Annotated in this window: 18 protein-coding genes; 5 read left to right on the top strand and 13 right to left on the bottom strand. The window is 49.0% G+C overall.

Annotation, left to right across the window (positions count from 1 at the left end; genetic code table 11):
- Position 1 precedes the first annotated feature (1 nt).
- The 3 genes from NST99_RS16060 to NST99_RS16050 form a co-directional block, all read right to left on the bottom strand.
- Positions 2–967, bottom strand: coding sequence for a metal ABC transporter solute-binding protein, Zn/Mn family (locus NST99_RS16060; RefSeq protein WP_341093028.1), 966 nt, complete (start codon positions 965–967; stop codon positions 2–4).
- A gap of 290 nt (positions 968–1,257) precedes the next feature.
- Positions 1,258–2,031 (bottom strand): DUF817 domain-containing protein, encoded by a 774-nt coding sequence (locus NST99_RS16055; protein WP_341093026.1) that lies wholly within the window; start codon positions 2,029–2,031, stop codon positions 1,258–1,260.
- A gap of 139 nt (positions 2,032–2,170) precedes the next feature.
- Positions 2,171–3,955, bottom strand: a complete 1,785-nt coding sequence (locus NST99_RS16050) for an SgrR family transcriptional regulator (protein ID WP_341093024.1) — start codon at positions 3,953–3,955, stop codon at positions 2,171–2,173.
- 115 nt (positions 3,956–4,070) lie between these two features.
- Between NST99_RS16050 and NST99_RS16045 the strand changes: the two genes are divergently transcribed.
- Positions 4,071–5,315, top strand: coding sequence for an MFS transporter (locus NST99_RS16045; RefSeq protein ID WP_341093023.1), 1,245 nt, complete (start codon positions 4,071–4,073; stop codon positions 5,313–5,315).
- A 7-nt stretch (positions 5,316–5,322) separates the two neighbouring features.
- On the opposite strand, the gene NST99_RS16040 is transcribed toward NST99_RS16045, so the two are convergent.
- The 3 genes from NST99_RS16040 to tnpB all read right to left on the bottom strand — a co-directional run bounded on the left by NST99_RS16040 (position 5,323) and on the right by tnpB (position 9,192).
- On the bottom strand, positions 5,323–5,931 hold the full coding sequence (locus tag NST99_RS16040; protein ID WP_341093022.1) for a hypothetical protein: 609 nt from the start codon (positions 5,929–5,931) through the stop codon (positions 5,323–5,325).
- Between the two features lie 16 nt (positions 5,932–5,947).
- Complete coding sequence (locus NST99_RS16035; protein WP_341093020.1) at positions 5,948–7,927, bottom strand: sedoheptulokinase; 1,980 nt, start codon at positions 7,925–7,927, stop codon at positions 5,948–5,950.
- A gap of 176 nt (positions 7,928–8,103) precedes the next feature.
- Complete coding sequence (gene tnpB, locus NST99_RS16030; RefSeq protein ID WP_341093018.1) at positions 8,104–9,192, bottom strand: IS200/IS605 family element RNA-guided endonuclease TnpB; 1,089 nt, start codon at positions 9,190–9,192, stop codon at positions 8,104–8,106.
- A 227-nt stretch (positions 9,193–9,419) separates the two neighbouring features.
- Between tnpB and NST99_RS16025 the strand changes: the two genes are divergently transcribed.
- On the top strand, positions 9,420–10,178 hold the full coding sequence (locus NST99_RS16025; RefSeq protein WP_341093016.1) for an SDR family oxidoreductase: 759 nt from the start codon (positions 9,420–9,422) through the stop codon (positions 10,176–10,178).
- Positions 10,179–10,312: 134 nt separating this feature from the next.
- On the opposite strand, the gene NST99_RS16020 is transcribed toward NST99_RS16025, so the two are convergent.
- Both NST99_RS16020 and NST99_RS16015 read right to left on the bottom strand, forming a co-directional pair.
- Positions 10,313–10,645: an antibiotic biosynthesis monooxygenase family protein gene (locus NST99_RS16020; RefSeq protein ID WP_341093014.1), complete on the bottom strand. Its 333-nt coding sequence runs from the start codon at positions 10,643–10,645 to the stop codon at positions 10,313–10,315.
- A 28-nt stretch (positions 10,646–10,673) separates the two neighbouring features.
- Positions 10,674–11,456: a SagB/ThcOx family dehydrogenase gene (locus NST99_RS16015; protein WP_341093012.1), complete on the bottom strand. Its 783-nt coding sequence runs from the start codon at positions 11,454–11,456 to the stop codon at positions 10,674–10,676.
- A gap of 127 nt (positions 11,457–11,583) precedes the next feature.
- Between NST99_RS16015 and NST99_RS16010 the strand changes: the two genes are divergently transcribed.
- Positions 11,584–12,459, top strand: coding sequence for a LysR family transcriptional regulator (locus NST99_RS16010; RefSeq protein WP_341093009.1), 876 nt, complete (start codon positions 11,584–11,586; stop codon positions 12,457–12,459).
- 184 nt (positions 12,460–12,643) lie between these two features.
- On the opposite strand, the gene NST99_RS16005 is transcribed toward NST99_RS16010, so the two are convergent.
- The 5 genes from NST99_RS16005 to nirB form a co-directional block, all read right to left on the bottom strand.
- On the bottom strand, positions 12,644–12,964 hold the full coding sequence (locus NST99_RS16005) for an iron-sulfur cluster biosynthesis family protein (RefSeq protein ID WP_341093007.1): 321 nt from the start codon (positions 12,962–12,964) through the stop codon (positions 12,644–12,646).
- 95 nt (positions 12,965–13,059) lie between these two features.
- Positions 13,060–13,827, bottom strand: a complete 768-nt coding sequence (cobA, locus tag NST99_RS16000) for a uroporphyrinogen-III C-methyltransferase (RefSeq protein WP_341093006.1) — start codon at positions 13,825–13,827, stop codon at positions 13,060–13,062.
- Entirely contained in the window at positions 13,824–14,696 is an 873-nt protein-coding gene (locus NST99_RS15995) for a formate/nitrite transporter family protein (RefSeq protein WP_341093003.1), read from the bottom strand. Before NST99_RS15995 ends, cobA begins: the two co-directional genes overlap by 4 nt.
- Before the next feature lie 29 nt (positions 14,697–14,725).
- Entirely contained in the window at positions 14,726–15,037 is a 312-nt protein-coding gene (gene nirD, locus NST99_RS15990; protein ID WP_341097662.1) for a nitrite reductase small subunit NirD, read from the bottom strand.
- A 19-nt stretch (positions 15,038–15,056) separates the two neighbouring features.
- Positions 15,057–17,486 carry a nitrite reductase large subunit NirB gene (gene nirB / locus NST99_RS15985; RefSeq protein WP_341093001.1) on the bottom strand — a complete coding sequence of 810 codons (2,430 nt, stop codon included), beginning with the start codon at positions 17,484–17,486 and terminating at the stop codon, positions 15,057–15,059.
- A 331-nt stretch (positions 17,487–17,817) separates the two neighbouring features.
- Here nirB and NST99_RS15980 point away from each other — a divergent pair, with 331 nt between their 5' ends.
- Positions 17,818–18,414, top strand: a complete 597-nt coding sequence (locus NST99_RS15980) for an ANTAR domain-containing response regulator (RefSeq protein WP_341092999.1) — start codon at positions 17,818–17,820, stop codon at positions 18,412–18,414.
- A 12-nt stretch (positions 18,415–18,426) separates the two neighbouring features.
- Positions 18,427–19,461 carry an anthranilate phosphoribosyltransferase gene (locus NST99_RS15975; RefSeq protein WP_341092996.1) on the top strand — a complete coding sequence of 345 codons (1,035 nt, stop codon included), beginning with the start codon at positions 18,427–18,429 and terminating at the stop codon, positions 19,459–19,461.
- Positions 19,462–19,507: the final 46 nt, after the last annotated feature.

Here is a 19,507-nt window from a genome sequence, read left to right as displayed (position 1 = left end):
CTTAGTTCCCTCCCCCGCTGAGTGCAGTATAGATCGTTTCCACATTATGTTTATACATTCCCAGATAAGTACCCTCAGCGGTATCTGCATTGCCCATGGCATCGGAGAACAGCTCGCCGCCGAGCTTGACCTCCAGCCCCTTGCTCTTGGCTCCTTCAATCACAGCCTCTATGGATTTCGGGTTAATACTGCTTTCTACGAATACGGCAGGAATTTTGTTCTGAATCAGCAAGTCAATGGTATCGTTAATGTCAGAGACGCCAAATTCATCCTCTGTACTCAGTCCCTGCAAGCCTATTACCTCAATACCATTTGCCCGGCCAAAATAACTGAATGCATCATGCGCGGTAACCAGTGTCCGCTGGGCTTCCGGAATCTGTGCCAATTTGGCTTTTGAATCCGTATTCAGCGTGTCCAGCTCTGCGAAGTATTTCGCTTTATTGCTCTCAAAATATTCTGCATGCTCCGGAGCCAGCTTCTTGAGCTCCTCTGCTGCATTGCCAAGTGCCTGCTTCCAGAGGTCAATATCAAACCACACATGGGGGTCCGTGTCTCCCAGTTCATTTTTGAGCAGCTGGTCTTCCGGGATACTCTCAGATATCGCAACAGTCGGCCTCGTTTTGCCGATCTCTTGGAACACCTCATGCATTTGGCCCTCCAGATGCAAGCCACTGTACAGGACCAGATCCGCACCGCCCAGCTTGGCTATATCTCCTTGAGTGGCATTATACAGATGGGGATCCACACCTGGTCCCATAAGACTCTGTACCTGTACTTTATCTCCGCCAATAATCGTTATAGGCTCTGCAATCTGTGAAATGGTCGTAACCACAGCAATGGTGTCTTTGCCTGTCCCTTCTGCTGCGTTCCCGCTCTCCTTCTCATTACAGGCCGTGATTACAAGTACCACGGACAGCAATGCACCCACACCTAATTTTCTCGTTCTCTCCACCCACAGGTTCCTCATTTGTTTCTCCTCCTGGTTCAAAGAATAGTTAAGATTCATAATGTGCATTAAGGAAAATATGTTTCCCTGATGAAACTTATTTATATATATAAAAATAAAGGTATTTGTTTCTACTGTCAAACTAATTTTTACTAGGGAAAGATTTATGTAATAATAATCCACCCTGTACTCATGCGCTGCGTTACCTGAACACAACAAAAAACAGCGGCTGCCAGGGACGAGATATTGTCCTGGACTGCCACTGTTTTATTGTGATATCCTGTCCCGTCTGCTTAATCTTAGCCAGACCCTTACCCTTTTGTAATACGGTTAGCTTTAACATGTTTTAGTTGGGCCACAATAATAACGCTGATGATGACCAGCAGGAACCACGAGCTGATTTTACTGAAGCTAACCACTTGCCAGGCTTGGTACTGGTCAGGATATTTCCAGGCATTAAAGAATGTAGCTATATTTTCGGCTAACCAGATAAAAAAACCTACGATGAAAAAAGCCAGTGTCAAGGGCATTCGATATGTAACAGTCCGTACCCGGTAGATGATCCAAGTTTTCCAAAAAACAATGAGCACAAGCGCCGTTAGCCACCAGCGAAAATCAGGAATGAAATGGTGTGTGAAAAAGTTCAGATAGATCGCTCCTCCCAGTAATCCCGCAGAAGTAAGCCCCGGCCAGCCGGTCATGTCCATCTTCAGTCTACGCCATACCTGGCACATAAAACTTGCAACACTTGCATACATAAAACCGCTATAGAGCGGTACACCGAATACCTTCGTAAGCCCGGGCTCCGGGTATGACCAAGATCCCATACTCACCTTATATATTTCCAGCAACAGTCCAATACAGTGAAATATACAGATCACTTTAATCTCATCCCATGTTTCTAATCCACTGCGGTACATGAGGTACTGCACAGTAAGCAGTATGAAAAGAATGGCATCATAACGGTAAACGAAAGGCACATCTATTAAACCGGAAAGAGCTAAGGTCCCAAAGATCGCAATCGGAAAAATGCAGCTCATCGCCTGATGGTAGCCAAAATGCAGAAGTTGTGTTATTGGTTTCAATGATGTTATCTCCTCGCCGGGCAGCTTTTAGCCTTTCTTTATTAATGACCGTTTTGAATTTAACATATAATTTATCGTTTTACAATATATTTTGATTGTTTTATGATAGAACAAGCTTTCTTGAAGCTATTATATATTCTTACTTCATCCATATTTCCTTGTAGTTGATTTTGCCCCAGGCATTCATCTCGATCCCGTACAGCGACTTCTCATGCCCGACTGTCTGCACACTATGATACATAAAAAGCACACTGAACTGCCGCTTCAGCTCCGCCTCGATCCCCCGCAAAATCTGCATTCTCTGCTCCGGCTCGGCAGTTTCCAGAGCATCCCGGATTCGTCCATCGACTTTTGCCAACGTGGCAGCATCTAAATGGTTGCGGATATAACCGTTAGGAGACCGGTACATCTCAATTAATGCAATCGGGGGCTGTCCGCCCAGCACTTCGCCAACGAAGATCATATCTGCCTGCACGAGCACCCCCGCTTGCGACAGTTCCAGAATAGGCAGCACATTTATTTCCACCTTAACGCCCAGCTTGCCGCACTCCTGCCGGATCCAGCGCACATCCTCTTCATTGCTGAAGTACTCATAGGTGTATAGCTGCAAGACTTCACCGGCATAAGTAGAGGATCGCAGCAGTTCTTTGGCTGCATCCAAATCAGAGCCATTCCCATATGCGGAGTCATTCCACCCGGGATCAAAGCCTGAAGAAGTCACGGCTCTTCTCCCCTGCAGCTCCCGAATCATTTGCTTCCGGTCCAGCGCAAGATGAATAGCCTCCCGTAACCGCCTGTCCTGCACTACTCCGTCTTTAGACAAATTGAACGTTAGCAATGTACTGCCCAGCTCATATTGGTTCAATGTCCGGTCAGAATCCCCCTTGCTAAGCGCTTCAAAATACAGCAGCTGTGTTTGATCTGAAGACCTCTCCCTGCTACGCAGCTGTTCTTCGTAATTAGGCCATACCCACATTTCAATCCGGTCCAAGAAAGGCCGTCCATTAAAATAACGTTCATTGGCCTCCAGCACCAGGATAGATTCATTATTCTCAGTCATTTGAAAAGGCCCAGTGCCCACAGGCAGCCTGGCGAAGTTATGTCTCGCAGCTATCTGCTCCAAATCATTCGGGATGATCGAAAACCTTTCGGTGGCTATAAAATGCGCAAACAGCGCATTCGGCTCAGCCAGCTGGAAACAAACACTATACGTACCCCTCATCTCCACCTGCAGCACACTTTGTGCCAGGAAATCGCCGGTACTCCAGTTCCTGATACGCTCGAAGGTAAACCGCACATCCTCCGCTGTCAGCCTTTTACCATGATGGAACATCACGCCCTTGCGCAAATAAAAGGTCCAGCGGCTTTTCGTTTCGTCACACTCCCAGTGATGGGCAAGTCCAGGCTTCAAGGTCTGCTGCTGCGGATCGTATTCCACCAATGTATCAAACAACTGGCGGATCATATGTGCTTCCGTTCTCCGGACAACTGTCAGCGGATCAAGATCAGGCACGGGCCTGTAAAAGGGAAACCGCAGCACATCCTCATCACTCCGCTGTTTATGCATGCCAAACTGGTCACCAAGCCAGCTGTGGAACTGCGTATGCAGAGATTCGTCACTACTAGCCTGCAGACATTCGAAGGCTTCACGAATCCGGCCTTGCTGCGCCCGTCTGCGCGCTTTTTCAAGTATCAGCTCTTCTTTGTCCCGGAGAAGTACAAGCTGTGAAGTATTCCCCCTGCCCAGTCCCGATTTCCAGTCAATATAACCATGCTCCTTCAGCTTCTGGACGAGAAATTGCGTATTGCGGCGCGTGCAGTCAAAGATAACCGAAAGCTCATCCATCGACACGGGAAACCAGGTCTTATCCGGCTTTAACTCATATTGTTTATGCAGCGTTAAGTAATGATCTTCAATATCCATCATCGTCACTCCTCTAAAAGGCGAAATCAATAAATTCACTTTTCTATTTTACTGCCACTTTTGTAAAAGTATAATTTGAGTCATTCCATCCGTAAAGAGGAGCGTGTATGAACTAATGTCATCCAACATAACGCAAGCACAGCCGGAGATATCCATTTGGCGCAGTCCGGCTTTTATGATTTTACTTGGGACAGGTGCGATCATGGCGCTGGGGAACAAGATCTATGAGCTTGCCCTACCGCTCATTTTGTATGATCTCACGAAGTCCTCCGTGGTTATGTCGACGATGAGGGGCATTGAATTCCTGCCGAATTTGCTGCTCGCGATGTTCATTGGCGTCCTGGTAGACAGGGTAAATAAGAAAAGGTGGTCTTTAACGGCTATTCTGCTGCAGATCGTAATTCTTGCGGGGTTATACGCGGCTATCGAACTGGGGATTCATTCTCTTTGGCTGTTGTACATTGCGGGTTTTCTGCTGATGACCTTTGGGTATGCCTATTCCAACGCCCGGGTTGCCATGGTGAAGCAGTCGCTTCCCAAGTCCATGCTCACCCCGGCAAATGCTTCCTACAATTTCGTGACGACCTTTGTCGGGATCGCCGGACCCGTATTAAGCGGCTTATTGCTCATCCTACCCAATCTCCATGTATCTCTGCTGATTACGGCGGTTGCTTTCACCATGGCCTTCATTACACTTTCCTGTATTCGAACCCATGAAGAGACCGCATCGCCTTCTTCGAAGCGAGACGGCTTCTGGAAAGAGCTGTATGCAGGCTGGATTGAATTACGCACCAACCGGTTATTATGGACGATGACGATCGCCGTTATATTTCTGAACAGCACTTCCGGGATGGTGGATACGACAATTATTTTTTTCGCAAAGGATGAACTGAAGCTCGGGAATGCGCTACTTGGCCTCGTTTTCTCGGCCGCTGGAATCGGAGGACTGGCAGGAAGCCTGCTGATCGGTAAATTGCGGGGGTATTTCACAGTTGGTCAGCTGATTACGTTATCCAGTTTATGCGTCGGGTTGACGAGTACCATCTTTTATTGGTCGCATTCTGCTTATGTACTTGCCTTCGGTCTGTTTCTATACGGTTTGTTTGAGACGATAAGCACGGTAAGCATCTGGACGTTCCGCCAGGAGACAACCCCTTATCAGCTAATTGGCCGGGTCAGCGGAATTACGGGATCAATCTTCAAGCTGGGGATGCCCTTCGCCATTATAGCGTCGGGCTGGATCTCTGAGCTTTCGGGTCCACGCACGGTGTTCCTGATTACAACAGGCATAAATATGCTTATATTCGCAGGTTGTCTGTTTAGCCCATTATGGAAACATCGCGGGGCGGTAAAGGGATAAATCAGCATCATTTCACGCAAAAAACAATTTCAGTACCTGTCTCTTTGTTCTTGAAGGGTCCGATGTATTCCTTAAATTTTAGTTCCACACCCGAAATATTGTCGGGTAATGGCGGGGAGATCACATAATTATAAGCGGCACGCCCCGTTGAGCTACCGCCATCTGACATTCGGCAGTCATAAGCTTCACCCAACTCAAGCTCAAAATGTTTGTGGTGCTTATAGGAATGTCTGATCAGATCATCTACAGTAACATCCCAATCTATATTGAAGGTAATTACGCTGGCATTGCTATATTGCCGCATGGAAGTGAGTGTGTAGAAATACTCACCCTGCTCAATAGACTGAAGCACGGGAATATGTTGTCTGAATCCGGAAGGCTCAATCAACGGTTTAAAATGCTCTTCACTTAACAAGGATCCGAATATCGCTTTTAAAAAATCCTCGTAGAGTTCGAAGTCCGCCGCCCATTTAGAAATTTGCTCTAAGGGCGGAAACCCCGGATTATTGCCGGAGATATCTTTCCGCTGCTTGATTAGCTCACAGATTTTCTCGTCAATATCCATGATCCGTGTATCATAATGTTCAGTTGGACGTTCAAAGGGCATCCGTTTCATCGTTAGCCTCCTTTTTTTATAGAACAAACACTGACACCGATTCAAAATACAGCAGCCGTTTCTCATCCTCATAAATATCGGGAGGAAGCGACAAATACTCTTCAGTAAGCAGATCCGCTTCGCTAAGGGCATCGGACCGCCATAACGTCAGACCCAGCTGCGGAAAAGTATAGGTGCATCCGGTTTCCGCAGGATTCCGTTCATAGGGAGATAATTGATCCACAATAACTGCCAGCTTCTCAGCCATGGTAGCAAATAGATCAATCCCGGCAAAACTGCAGGTCCACTCTTCCCCAGGATTGGCGATTTCGATGAATACCGCCGATCCTGCGTCGTTATATTCAACTTTATAAAATAACGGAAATTCCGCTGCGGCTTTCGCGATCTCCGTCTCGGTCATTCCAAGTTGCAGCGGGCCAATGGATTGCCCTGGCAGTACAGGGATTAGCCGGGAACCGGACTCCATTGAACCTGCACTCTGCGTGTAAGGAAGTACTGTATGCTCTGCTTGCTCAGCATCACTAATTAGCGGTATAACAGATTCCTGTGGCTCTGGAGCAGACAAACCGTATTTGTCCATCAGGCGAAGTTTATCCTTGCTGCTTATCTCTACCTCGCAGGTTTGATTGCTTTGTTCCAGCGTTATGTATTCTGCGGCTTCTCTGAAGCTGCTTAGGTAACCTGACCCTACCGCTGCGCATAATGCCGCACCCACTGCCGCTTCTTCCTGTGAGTCACTCAGACTAAAAGGAATCCTGAACGCCGACCGGACTTTGTCACATAATACTGTGTTGGCACGCAGTGCATTACCGGAGCCAACTATATAATCGAAGGTTTTGCCGGTTTTCATTCCAAGAGCTGTGTAGAATGCATGCAGCTCGTCAACCATCCCCTCCAGAAAGGCATGGGCAAGATTGCCGGGTGCGAAATTGTCCAGAGAAATACCTTCTATGCTGCCGCGTGTCTCAGGATTCGTTCGGGTTCCGAGAAACTGCGAGTGTACCGTAAGCCCCTGGCTACCCGCCGGATTATCCTGCAACAGCCGATCCATTATACTGTAAACCTCTTCCGCTGGTTCTCCGGAATAAGCTTCGATGATTTGCCGGTAAAAATGCTCTAAAAGAGCGTACGATTCACCTCCACTGAGTGCAGCACCTACCATGAGTACCCCACCTCCGGGATAAGGCCGCATTTCCATTCCGTCAACTTGCTCCATACCCTCCGGCAGCAGCACCGACAACTGGCTGCCTGTACCCATGTTCAGCAGCAGCGATTGGTCAGGAGCCGGGACACTTCCAAGAAAGCTTGCCTGATTATCTCCGAGCGAGGTGTATACAGGAATTCCGTGAGACGTGAGTCCTACTATCGTTCCTGAGGGTACAACCGGTGGCAGCACCTTCGGATCAATTCCTGCCTCAGCAAGGGCTGTCCGGTCAAAATCATTTAGAAGTAAGCTGTAGCAGCCAATCGCAGCAGCTTGTGTTGCGTCGATTCTTGGCACATTATACCCTGCTAACCTTAATGCCACATAATCGGCAATCGTACAGAAGCTGGAGGTATCATTCGGAACAAGATCATGCAACAGGTTATAATAGTGTGTTGCCAGCCCGTAGCCTGGAGCGACCGGGTAGCCGGTCGATTCACTCAGCTTCTGCGCATAAGAAAGCGAAGCCTCGCAAGGAAGCCCCCCTCTGCCATCTTGCCAAGTATAGAGCGGACTTACATGTTGCCCGCTTCTATTTATATATAGGATGCCGTGCATTTGTCCGGTCAAACCTATCCCGCACACCTCCGGTTCCCAAGATATCAGCTGCTCCAGAATCTCTTCCACTTGCAGGAGAATTTTTTCAGGGTCCTGCAGCCTTTCCCATTCTGCCGTGCCCGTAGGGGGATTTCCTCCCTCATCCGAAATGGTATGAAGCACAGTTCTTTGCTCCAGATCATACACCAATCCAGAAATTGATGTCGTTCCAATATCCAGCCCGATATACTTCACAATCGCTCTCTTCCTTCCACGTAGACTATCATAATTATTTCCAGAATAACTTGAATCTCCACCACTTAGCTGACGCTTGAAGGGGTGGATTCTTGCGAACAGAGGAGCAGCCTCCTTTTATGGGCAAGCGATCCCTGCGTTCCCGCAGTTCTACGTTTTATTTTTATAGGTAATAGCTATACCGCTACCTCTTTGATATTATGAGCCGAATTTTCATCCCGATCATGGTGTGTTCCGCAAGCTACACATGTCCATTCTCGAATCGAGAGGTTCTTCACTTCGGGATGGATCATGCCGCATACGTGGCACTGCTGACTGGTCGGCTCGAAGGTGTCGGCAACCCGGAGGGTTCGTCCATACCAGGATGCTTTATACGTCAGTTGACGCACCCATTCGCCCCAGGACGCATCAGCGATGGACTTGGAGAGTTTGGGATTTTGAATCATATTCGCCACACGCAGATGTTCGATGCTGATCGTTTGGCACTCACGGATCAGCTTCGTTGTCATCTTGTGGAGAAAATCGTTCCGGGAATTTGCAATGTGTTCGTGAATACGAGCAATGTGTTGCTTGGCTTTCTTCCAGTTGGAGCCCCCTGGTGTGCGTCTCGCCAAACGCCGCTGCCACAGCGCAAGCTTTTTCTCGTATTGACGGTAAAACCTGGGGTTGGCAAAATGCTCGCCGTTGGAGCACACAGCGTATTCCTTAAGCCCCAAGTCAATGCCGATATGTGCATCTGCTTGTGGGAGTGGGGTCTTTTCGACCTCACAAACCAGGGAGACAAAATACTTATCGCTGGCGTTTTGCCGTACCGTAGCGGACAGTATACGACCCTCCAGCTTCCGAGAGTTGGCGAAACGCATCCAGCCGAGCTTGGGAAGCTTCAACCGGTTGCCTTCAATGGCGATATTTCCGTTCGTGAATTTCGTGGTGTAGCTTTGTACTGGATGCTTCCGGCTTTTGAAGCGAGGCGCTTGATTTTGCTTTTTGAAAAAGCGGTCAAAGCTATCTGCCACATGCCGAACGGCGGACTGTAAAGCAATACTATCGACTTCTTTGAGCCAGCCATATTGTGTTTTTAGGACGGGGAGCTGTGTCGCACAGGTCTGATAGGACAACCCTTTGCCTGTCCCGGCATAGGTTTGGTTCCACTCTTCCAGGAAATGATTGAACACAAAGCAGCAGCAGCCAAACATTCGACGAATGAGTTGCTGTTGCTCGGTATTTGGGTAGATGCGGTATTTATACGCTTGATGAACGATCATGTGCGACACCCCCTTTTGTAGTGTTTTCTTACAGTATAGCACATATGTTCGCTGAATAATTGAAAACCGCCGATTCATCTCCGCCTATAGAGGTCGGAGTCTTTTCGGCTTTTGAAGATAAACCTAAGGAAGTGATCCACAGGTACAGCACAGTGATTCTGCATAAACTGGATACCTTTAAAAGATACTAGCGGTTGGAAGATATTCGCGACACTGGAGGAATTCAGATGAGACTTCAGGACAAAGTAGCTGTGGTTACGGGTGCAGCTTCAGGAATGGGTAAGGCAATCGCCATTCTTTATGCAAAAGAAGGTGCAAAGGTCGTGGTTTCAGACATTCACGAAGAAACTGCCCAAGGAACTGTGGACGAAATCAAGTCAGCCGGAGGCCAGGCTATTGCAGTAAAGGCGAATGTAGCGTCCGAAGCAGATCTTCAGAATTTGATAGATACTACAGTGAATACCTATGGCACATTGGATATTCTGGTGAACAATGCCGGAATTATGGATAATTTCGAACCGGCCGGAGATATTGAAGATGACAAATGGGACCGTGTCTTCGCTATCAATACGCACTCCGTGATGCTCTCAACGCGCAAAGCTCTCCCCTTCTTTCTTGAGAAACAAAAAGGGGTAATCATCAACGTCGCCTCGGCCGGCGGATTAAACGGTGCCCGGGCCGGTGCTACCTATACTGCTTCTAAACATGCCGTTGTTGGTTTCACCAAGAATACAGGCTTCATGTATGCCCAGCAGGGAATCCGCTGCAATGCCATTGCACCGGGCGCAGTTGAGACTAATATTGGCTCTACAATGACAAACATTAATCAATTTGGTATGGGGCGTACCCAGCCGGGACTGGCCCTGAACCCGCGGGTCGGCAAACCGGAAGAAATTGCTCAAGTGGCACTGTTTCTTGCTTCCGATGAATCCAGTTTCGTGAACGGAACCGTCATCGTAGCAGATGGCGGCTGGACGGCTTATTAAACATCGCGAATAGACATGCCAAAAACCCACCTATGCTGAAATGCTGAGATAGGTGGGTTTTTGGCATACAGATGATATTTTACTCCATCTCACTTAGCATCCGCTCGAAGGTTTAGATTTAGGAAAAGATCTTTTCACAATTCATTCAAGGAGTATTCTCTTTCTACTTTACAGATTCTTGTGATGTAATTTTTGTACCAATCCGTTTTTCCTTTTTCCTGTGCCAATCCATGTGCTTCGTTTGCTTTCCAATTTTTAATGGCATCCAAGGATTCCCAGTAAGAGATCGTTACCCCGAAACCAAGCGAATCCCGGACACTTTCCGCACCCAAAAAACCTGGTTGTTTGGACACCAATGTTACCATATTCTCTGCCATGCTATCGTATCCATGATCTCCTTCGGTACGTTGACTTGAGAAGATAACCGCATAATACGGCGGTTGTGGTGTTTTAGCAAAATTACTCATTATTTTCATCTCCTTCTCTTTACGCTACTTAAGTAGGCCGTCTATCATGCTTCCAGCCTTTTCCTGTTGTTTTGCCTACGGATGCCATCAGAACAGAGAGATGACTGCTCCCGTCGATACCCAGATATTCATTCATGTTTTTGTCAAACCAGTGGCCTATGGTGGCTACCCCCAACCCCAACCCGTTCCCGACAGTATGAAGATTCTGTGAGACATGGCCTGCATCCCACCATATGTACCGATATGCCCGTTCGTTGTACTTGTCTTCCGTGCGTCCAACCATAGCGGTCCAAACAAAGTTAACGGCAGCCCGGCGGGTCATCTCCTGCTCCTCCGTAAACAGATAGGCAACCTGCGCTACATCCTCCAGTTTTAACCCTTCCAAGGTCCAGCGCTCTACATCCAGGTGATACAGTCCTTTTTCCAACCCTACCACGTTATTCACCAGCAAATAAGTTTCAATCGGATAAAGTGCTCCTGCGGAAGGCGTTGTCCGAAGTTGATACCCCTCCATATTTGCAGTAATTCCCTGTGTTCCCCAGAGCAATAGGTTTAATTCGTTCAATGAAAGTGGCACGTTGGTGAAATTACGCTTGGTACGGCGGTTGTTCAGCAGTTCCCACAGGGCTGGAGCGTCCGGAAAATCCGGATTTCCCAATGGGATATGCACAATAGCGTCTTCATACCGCAAATACGTAGGCGGAGCTTTAGAAAAGTCATACTTCGCCGCCCAACCTTTTTCCAAATCACCGACAGCGTAAGAGGTTGCCTGGATAAAATCATTACAGATGCTTTTCCACTCAGGATGCATGAATATTCCTCCCTTTTTACAGTTAATTCACTGCTCACAAGGTAGATTATACGACGCAGTATACCATTAGTGAAATTATGCTTTATTATATATTTAATAAGTATTTACTAATGTCAAAGGAGAAAACATGACACTTACGCAGCTACAAGTTCTAATTGCAGTATCGGAGCACAAAAATTTTACCAGAGCGGCTGATGCCTTGGGGTTTACGCAGTCGGCGGTATCGCAAATGATCAATAGTCTGGAAAAGGAATTGGGAATCTTGTTGTTTCACCGCAACCGGCGCGGCATCTCCACGAGCTACATCGGTGAACGGATGATTCAGCATGCCCGGGAAATTTTGCGTATTACATCATGTATGAGAGAGGAATCCTCTGCTTCCCTGGGATTGGAAGCGGGAACGCTTCGCATCGGCGTCATTCCCAGCGTATCCGCTAAGGTGCTTCCCGGTATAATCGGTTCGTTCCGGGAGTTGTTTCCTCAGATTGATATTGTCTTGTTTGAGGGGAGTTACGAAGAGATTCACAGCTGGATCTCCGGCTCCGTAGTAGATGTCGGCTTTACCACCACGCCTGACAAAGAGCTACAGACGTTTCCGTTGCTTCAGGATCAAATGAAGGTGTTTGTTTCAAACGATAGTCCGCTGAAAGACGAACCGTTTCTCACTTTCGATCAACTGAGGGGCAAATGCTTTATTATGGTTAAAGACTACGGCATCCAAAAACTGTTACAGGAGCATGGCAATGTACCGAATGTCACCTTCGAGGTGAGGGATCCGGCCACAATCCTCTCCATGGTGCAGGAAAGGGTCGGGGTCACTATCCTGCCCGAACTGTATATGCCCGAGGTATTGCCAAAAGTGACGGCTGTTCCCCTTCGACCAGCTATAATACGCGAGGTCGTACTTGCCGTACGTGACTTTCAGTACGTTTCTCCGGTGACCGCAGAGTTTATTGTACACAGTCAAAATTATATGAAGAAACTGGAAACAACTGGACTCTGAGAGATCAAGTCCTTCCTGGCATCATAAGGAACACACTTTTTACAGAAATTTCAGGAGTACATCACCGGCAAAGGGACCCGTTCTTGTCCGAAGGGAAGGATAATAACCGAGCCCCTTACAATGAAAAACCGCGCAGAGCGCGGATTCTCAAAGGATTATGTTCTTGTCTTGTCTTCTGACAAATTTATTGCCGGCCATCCCTAACTCTGATATTGCTTCCGAATAAAGAGGAATCACTTGTCAGCTTATAGGATGGATAATGTTCGTCGGCCTCCAGCCGCATCACCTCATCAAATAATGATTCCTGCTGGCGGTCGCAGAGAAAGACGAACGGTTGCTGCTGGAAGACGATATCCGTAATATTAGGTTCAATTACGATCAACAAGACCAAAACACCGTTGCAGCCGCAATCTTCCGTGTCATAGAACAATTTGAAGGATCCGGGTTTATCATTAAGACTTTCTCCAAGACGTCCGGAAGTTAAGGGATCCAGTTGAATTTGCATATCCTCCACTCTCCTTTAGAGCAGGTTGCTCCTAAATAGATTATGGAATAAGTATAGATTTTATATTCAACCAAGGCCTGTGACTGCACTCACTTTTATCCAATTTGCGAACGTGCGGCATTCTCCAGAGCCAGCAGCTGTTCCCTTATTTTCACTGCTTCACCGATGATAATAAGTGCCGGATTGCTGATCTTCATAACCGCGGCCAGCTTGTCGATGTTGCCAAGCGTACCGGTCACCGTCCGCTCACGGTCTGTAGTCCCATTCTCGATCAGCGCTACAGGAGTTGCAGCATCCTTCCCATGCTTCAGCAGCTGTTCGCAGATCCCGCTCAAATGGCTTACCCCCATGTAAATGACAAGGGTATCCACGCTGTGAGCAAGCGCATCCCAGCGGACAGGAGCAGCATGATCGTGACAGCGGCTGCCGGTTACGATGGCAAATGAAGCGGCGAGGCCGCGATGAGTCAAAGGAATTCCAGCGGAAGCCGCTGCACCGATGGCCGAAGTAATGCCGGGAATGACCTCGTAGGGAATTCCCGCAGCAGCAGAGGCAAGCGCTTCTTCCCCGCCCCGTCCGAAGACGAAGGGATCACCGCCCTTTAAGCGGACAACATGGCTGCCGGCGGAAGCATGTTTAATCATCAGCCTTTCAATGCCTTCCTGGGGCATAGAATGCTGGCCCGGCGCTTTACCGCAATAGATGCGCAGTGCCTCCTTCCTGCCATAAGCGAGCAATTCTTCATTCACCAGCCGGTCATAGAGAATAACATCCGCAGTCTGAATGCGCCGCAGCGCTTTGACTGTAATCAGCTCCGGGTCCCCCGGTCCTGCTCCAACAATACTTATGCTTCCCTGTTTCATAGGCTTTTCTCCAATGCTGCCGTGCTTGAGATAACAGCATCTCTCCGTCCGGACGGCTGCTCCGCTGTGGAAGAAGCTCCGGACTTAAAGCTTTTTTGCGAAAGATAGAACAGCAGGCCCGTAAACAGCACCCCGCCGAGAAAATTCCCGAGCAGAACGGGGATACCGTTCCAGAGCCACCAGTCTCCAAAGCTGACTTTTGCCCCTAGCAGCATTCCAGCAGGAATCACGAACATATTGACCACCGTATGCTCAAAGCCTTGACCGAAGAACGTTAGGATCGGCAGCCACATCGCCAGTATTTTTCCGGCTGTGGATTTAGAGGTCATTGCCATCACTGCCCCGAGCGTAACCATCCAGTTGCAGAGCATCGCCTTGATTAAGGCGAGCGTCATCCCCTCTGCCCCCATACTCTTATAAGCAGTTGTTTTGCCTTCACTTGTTGTGATTAACGTCTGAATTAGCGGATTTGACATATCGGTCCCCATTTTTGTAATAGTGAGGCCATATAAGGCTGCATATACTGCACAGCCAATTAAGTGCCCGATAATTACCCAGAAGAAATTGTTCAGCATCCGGCCGGGAGACGTCTTTTTCTCCAGCACCGCCAGCGGAATCAAAGCAAAGCTGCCGGTAACGAGCTCCAGTCCAAGCAGTATAATCATTACAAAGCCGACAGGGAATAAAAGTGCTCCGATCATAGGTATCTTAGTTTGAGCTGTTGCTGTAAAAGCTAAGGTAGTCGCACACGCCAGTATCGCTCCCCCGAGGCTGCCGCGTACAATAAGCTGCGTGATGCTCAGCTCCGCTTTGGCCTTGCCGGCTTCGATCATTGCGGATAACACTTCACTAGGCTTCACGTAATCCATGACTATTCCCCCTGTAATCACTAGTTGTACTAGATAGTCAGATAGATGTGCCCGCTGCTGTGATCTACCTCTACCTCATAGGTTGTCACATGACCGGAATCGGGTGCCTGCACAGCACCGCTATGGAGGTCAATCCGCCAGTCGTGGAGCGGACAATGCACCTTTGAACCGCAGACCATACCTTCTGATAAGACGCCGCCTTTGTGCGGGCATTTATTCTCAACGGCCAGCACCTCACCCCCAGTAAGACGGAATAAGGCTATTTCCTTGTCTCCCACCTTGAACTTGCGTGAGCCTCTGATGTCGATATCCGTCAAATTGCCAACAAGCATTTTGGTCATAGTCATAGCAGTGGCCTCCTTATACCGTCTCGGGTTGTGAGAGTTCTTCGAAATTCTTGCGCAGCTCCGGCTCATTAACAATTTGTTTCCACGGATCGGTGGTGAGACTGAGTGTCTTCTGAATTCTTTCCTGGAGCGCCAGCCGTTCTTCCTTAAGCTCTAAGGCCTGCTTAATGCTGTCCAGACCTACACGTTCGACCCACTGGGCTGTCCGTTCGTTCCAGCCGGCATTCTCCCGGTAATATTGCAGAAATGCACTAGCCCATTCCAGCACTTCATCATCGGTCTTCACTACACAGAGGAGATCTGTTGCCCGTACATGCACACCGCCGTTGCCCCCGATATGCAGCTCCCAGCCGCCATCAATGGCGACAACGCCGAAATCCTTAATCGTCGCTTCCGCACAGTTTCGCGGACAGCCGGAGACTGCAAGCTTCACTTTGCCCGGCGTATTCAGCCGTTCGAAAGCTTTCTCTAAGCGAATGCCCATACCAAGGGCATCTTGCGTACCGAACCGGCAGTAGGTGGAGCCGACACAGGTTTTAACCGTCCGGAGTGTCTTGCCGTAGGCATGCCCGGAAGCCATATCCAGCTCTTCCCACATCTTCGGCAGATCCTCCTTCTTGACGCCGAGCAAATCAAGTCTTTGCCCGCCGGTGAACTTCACCAGTGGAACCTCGAACTTCGCGGCAACCTCTGCGATCTTGATCAGCTCAGCCGGTGAGGTCACGCCTCCATAAATTCGCGGTACCACCGAGTACGTGCCATCTTTCTGGATATTGGCATGGTAGCGTTCATTCGTGTACCGGGACTCCTTCTCATCCACATATTCTTCAGGCCAGAGCATCCCCAGATAGTAATTCAATGAAGGACGGCATTTGGCACAGCCCTCTTCATTATTCCAATCCAGTACATTGATGACTTCCTTGACTGTCTTCAGTTCCATCCGCTTGATCTCGGCGACAATTTCGTCGCGTCCAAGTGTAGTGCAGCCGCAGATGCCTTCCTTGACCGTGACCACATCATCACCGGCATAGAGCTGCAGCAGTCCCTCTACCAGCGGTTTGCAGCCGCCGCAAGAGGCGGAAGCTTTCGTGCAGGCTTTGATCTGGCCTACACTGGTGCAGCCCCCGGATTGAATAGCCTCGGCTATCGCCCCTTTGGACACACCGTTGCAGCCGCAGATGATCTCGTCATCAGCCATGCCCTCCAGCCGGTTTCCTTTGGGCGAGGCAAGTGCATCGCCGGAAATCCCAAGCAGCAGTTCTTTTTCCTTCCCCTTAATATTCTCGCCTTTCTTAATCATGGAGAATAGCTGTGCCCCGTCATTTGTATCGCCGAACAATACGGCACCGATCAGCTTGTCGTCCTGAATGACCAGCTTTTTGTAGACTCCGTCAATCTCATCCTGATAGCGTAAAGCTCTAGACCCCGGCTGCTCCGTGAACTGGCCTGCGGAGAATACATCGACCCCGGATACTTTCAGCTTGGTCGAGGTAATGGAGCCTGTGTAGCCTTCGGTCGGCACACCCGCCAGTCTCTTGGCGAGCACAGCCCCCTGCTCATATAACGGAGCTACCAGTCCGTAAGCAATACCCCGGTGCTCTGCACATTCTCCGACCGCATAGATTCCGGGAATATTGGTCTCCAGATAATCATTCACAATGATGCCGCGGTTAATCTTAATAGAGCTCTTGCGTGCCAGCTCAATATTCGGCTTGATGCCGACTGCCATCACGATCAGATCGGTTTCAGCCACTTCACCGTCTGTGAACAGCAGACCTTTAACTCTTTTTTTACCGAGAATCGCCTCTGACTGCTTCTTCAGCAGGAACTTCATGCCCTGTTCTTCCAGCTCTTTGCGGAGCATCACCGAAGCCGCTTCATCCAGTTGGCGTTCCATAATATAATCATGGATGTGTACAACCGAAACCTCCATCCCCAGGTGCAGCAGTCCTCTTGCCGCCTCCAGACCAAGCAGTCCTCCGCCGATGACCAGCGCTTTTTTATACTTCTGCGAGGTTTCCTGCATAATCCGGGTGTCCTTAATATCGCGGAATGCGATGACCCCTTCCTTCTCTGCTCCGGGCAGCGGCAACATGAACGGGTTAGAGCCGGTGGCTAGAATCAGTTCATCATAACGGGCTTCTATCCCTTTATCCGTATATACTTTACGCTCCACAGTATCTATGGAAGTGACAGTGTGGCCCGTATACAGCGTAATATTAAAACTGCGGTACCATTCAAGGTCATTGATAATAATCTCATCCATGCTGGCTCCGCCTGCGAGGACAGAAGATAACATAATCCGGTTATAGTTCGGATGCGGCTCGGAACCAAAAATCGTAATCTCGTAAGCCTCAGGAGCCAATTTGAGCAAATGTTCGATCGCCCGTACCCCCGCCATCCCGTTACCGACCAGTATCAGTTTTTTGCGTATTGCTGACATATGTCTCTCTCCTCTCCATGTAGACAACAGAAATAGCCCGCTTCACTCCGGCCGGAAAATTACGTTTCCAGGTAACAGATGTGAGAGCAGGCGCCATTGCCGCTTCGACCGAATACATCGTTGTATTCGTAGATTTGATGAATTTGTTAAAATGACTATACTACATGAATTCGTAATACGTCAACAATTATGACATATAAATTTTTATATATTTAATTTATCGACAACAACGCTCAATGTGTGTTATATAATATAACATTATAACTTATATTGTACGTTCAATAGCAGATCCATGACGTCGATCATTACGATGTAAAAGGAGCGTCAAACTATGCATTCCCTGCTCGTCATTCATAATGGTACAACAGAGAACGATACAGAAGCGCTCTCGTCCCGGAGCCCGGACGTCATTCTTCGCTCCTGCGGTTATGTGGTCGAGGTAGCTGATACTCTGGAACAGGCCTTGGCCCTGATCAGCGATGCCGATGCCTCCATTCTTCATTTACCTATCACCGAAATCAATGAATGGAGCACCCCGCTGATCCAGCACAAAATTGCACCAATAGTCTGGTGGTGCACCTCCCTGACCGCGACATTATCTGTCTCGGCCTGTGAAGACAATATCAGGGTCGACGGGATATTATCCCCCTTCATGCACCCGCAGGAAATTCACTGGATTCTTCATTTCAGCGCCAAGCAGTGCTTCGAACGCCATCAATGGCTAAAGGAGCGGGAGCAGCTGCTGTCCCGGATCGAAGAGCGCAAATGGATTGATATGGCTAAAGGCATCCTCTCCAAGGCGAAGAACATCAGTGAATCCGAAGCCTATGACCTTCTTCGCAAGCAGGCGATGAATGAACGCAAGCGTATAGTTGATGTCGCCACGTCGATAGTTAAAGTATATCAGCTGCTGCAGGATCAAACTTAAGGAGAATCCCATATGATCAATATTCTAAAAGAAGTTGCCAGAGGCAAACGGGGTGCCCGGGATTTAAGCTATGATGAAGCTTATTATGCTGCGGAATCCATTCTGGGCCAGACGGCCTCTCCCGTGCAGATTGGCGCCTTTCTAATTGCGGAGCGTATCAAGCTGGAAAGCATCGAGGAGCTGGAAGCCTTCGTAACGGTCTGCCGCAAGGTTGCCCTCCGGGAGCCGGTTCAGCAGGGCATGGATTGTGCCGGGCCTTATGACGGGAGAACGAATTCTTTTGTCGCCACCTTTCCTACCGCCTTCTTGCTGTCTGCTGCGGGAGTGCCGGTCACACTGCATGGTTCCCCTTCCTTGCCGCCCAAGTGGGGGGTTACGCTACAGGACATCATTCAAGCCTCCGGTATCGAGATTGCCAGGCTGTCCCGGACAGACGCGATCGAAGCTGCACAAGAAAGCGGCGTCCTCTTCGCTAAGGCTGAGCAGTGGTGTCCTCCGCTTGGGGCCATCCGCAGCCTCCGGGAAGACATTGGCATGAGAACGATCCTGAATACAGCCGAGAAATTGATCGACTATTCTTGTTCTCCTTACATCGTATTCGGGATCTATCATAATACTGTATTCGACCGGATTTCCAGACTTATCGTGAAGCTCGGCTATCAAAAGGGATTGGTTGTTCAAGGGGTGGAAGGCTCTGAGGATCTCTATATCGACCGGCCGAACCGCATATACTCCATTGCGAACGGCATAGCACAGCTGGATATCATTGATCCTGATGCGCTGGGACTTGAAACCGTAGTGCCTGAAATGGACTGGACTCCCCAGCGGCAGCTGCTTACAGCTGAAGCTGTGCTTCAGGGAGGCGGGCATATGGCCTTTTACAATCAGACGCTGTTGAACGGCGCAGCCCGGCTTCACGTGGCCGGAAAGGTCAATTCCATAGAAGAAGGCGTGTATACTTGCAAGCATTTACTGGACAATGGAGACGCCTGGACTGTCTACAGCAAGTGGAAAAACGCACTGCTCGGCAGTAAAGCACTCCACTAGAGCTGTAACAAAAAAAGCGCGCAACCGTAACAATACGGTGCACGCT

Source organism: Paenibacillus sp. FSL L8-0470 (genome assembly GCF_038008625.1).
Classification (GTDB): Bacteria; Bacillota; Bacilli; order Paenibacillales; family Paenibacillaceae; genus Paenibacillus_AQ.
Note: the sequence above shows the minus strand (reverse complement) of the source record. Positions and strands in the feature narration are given on the sequence as shown.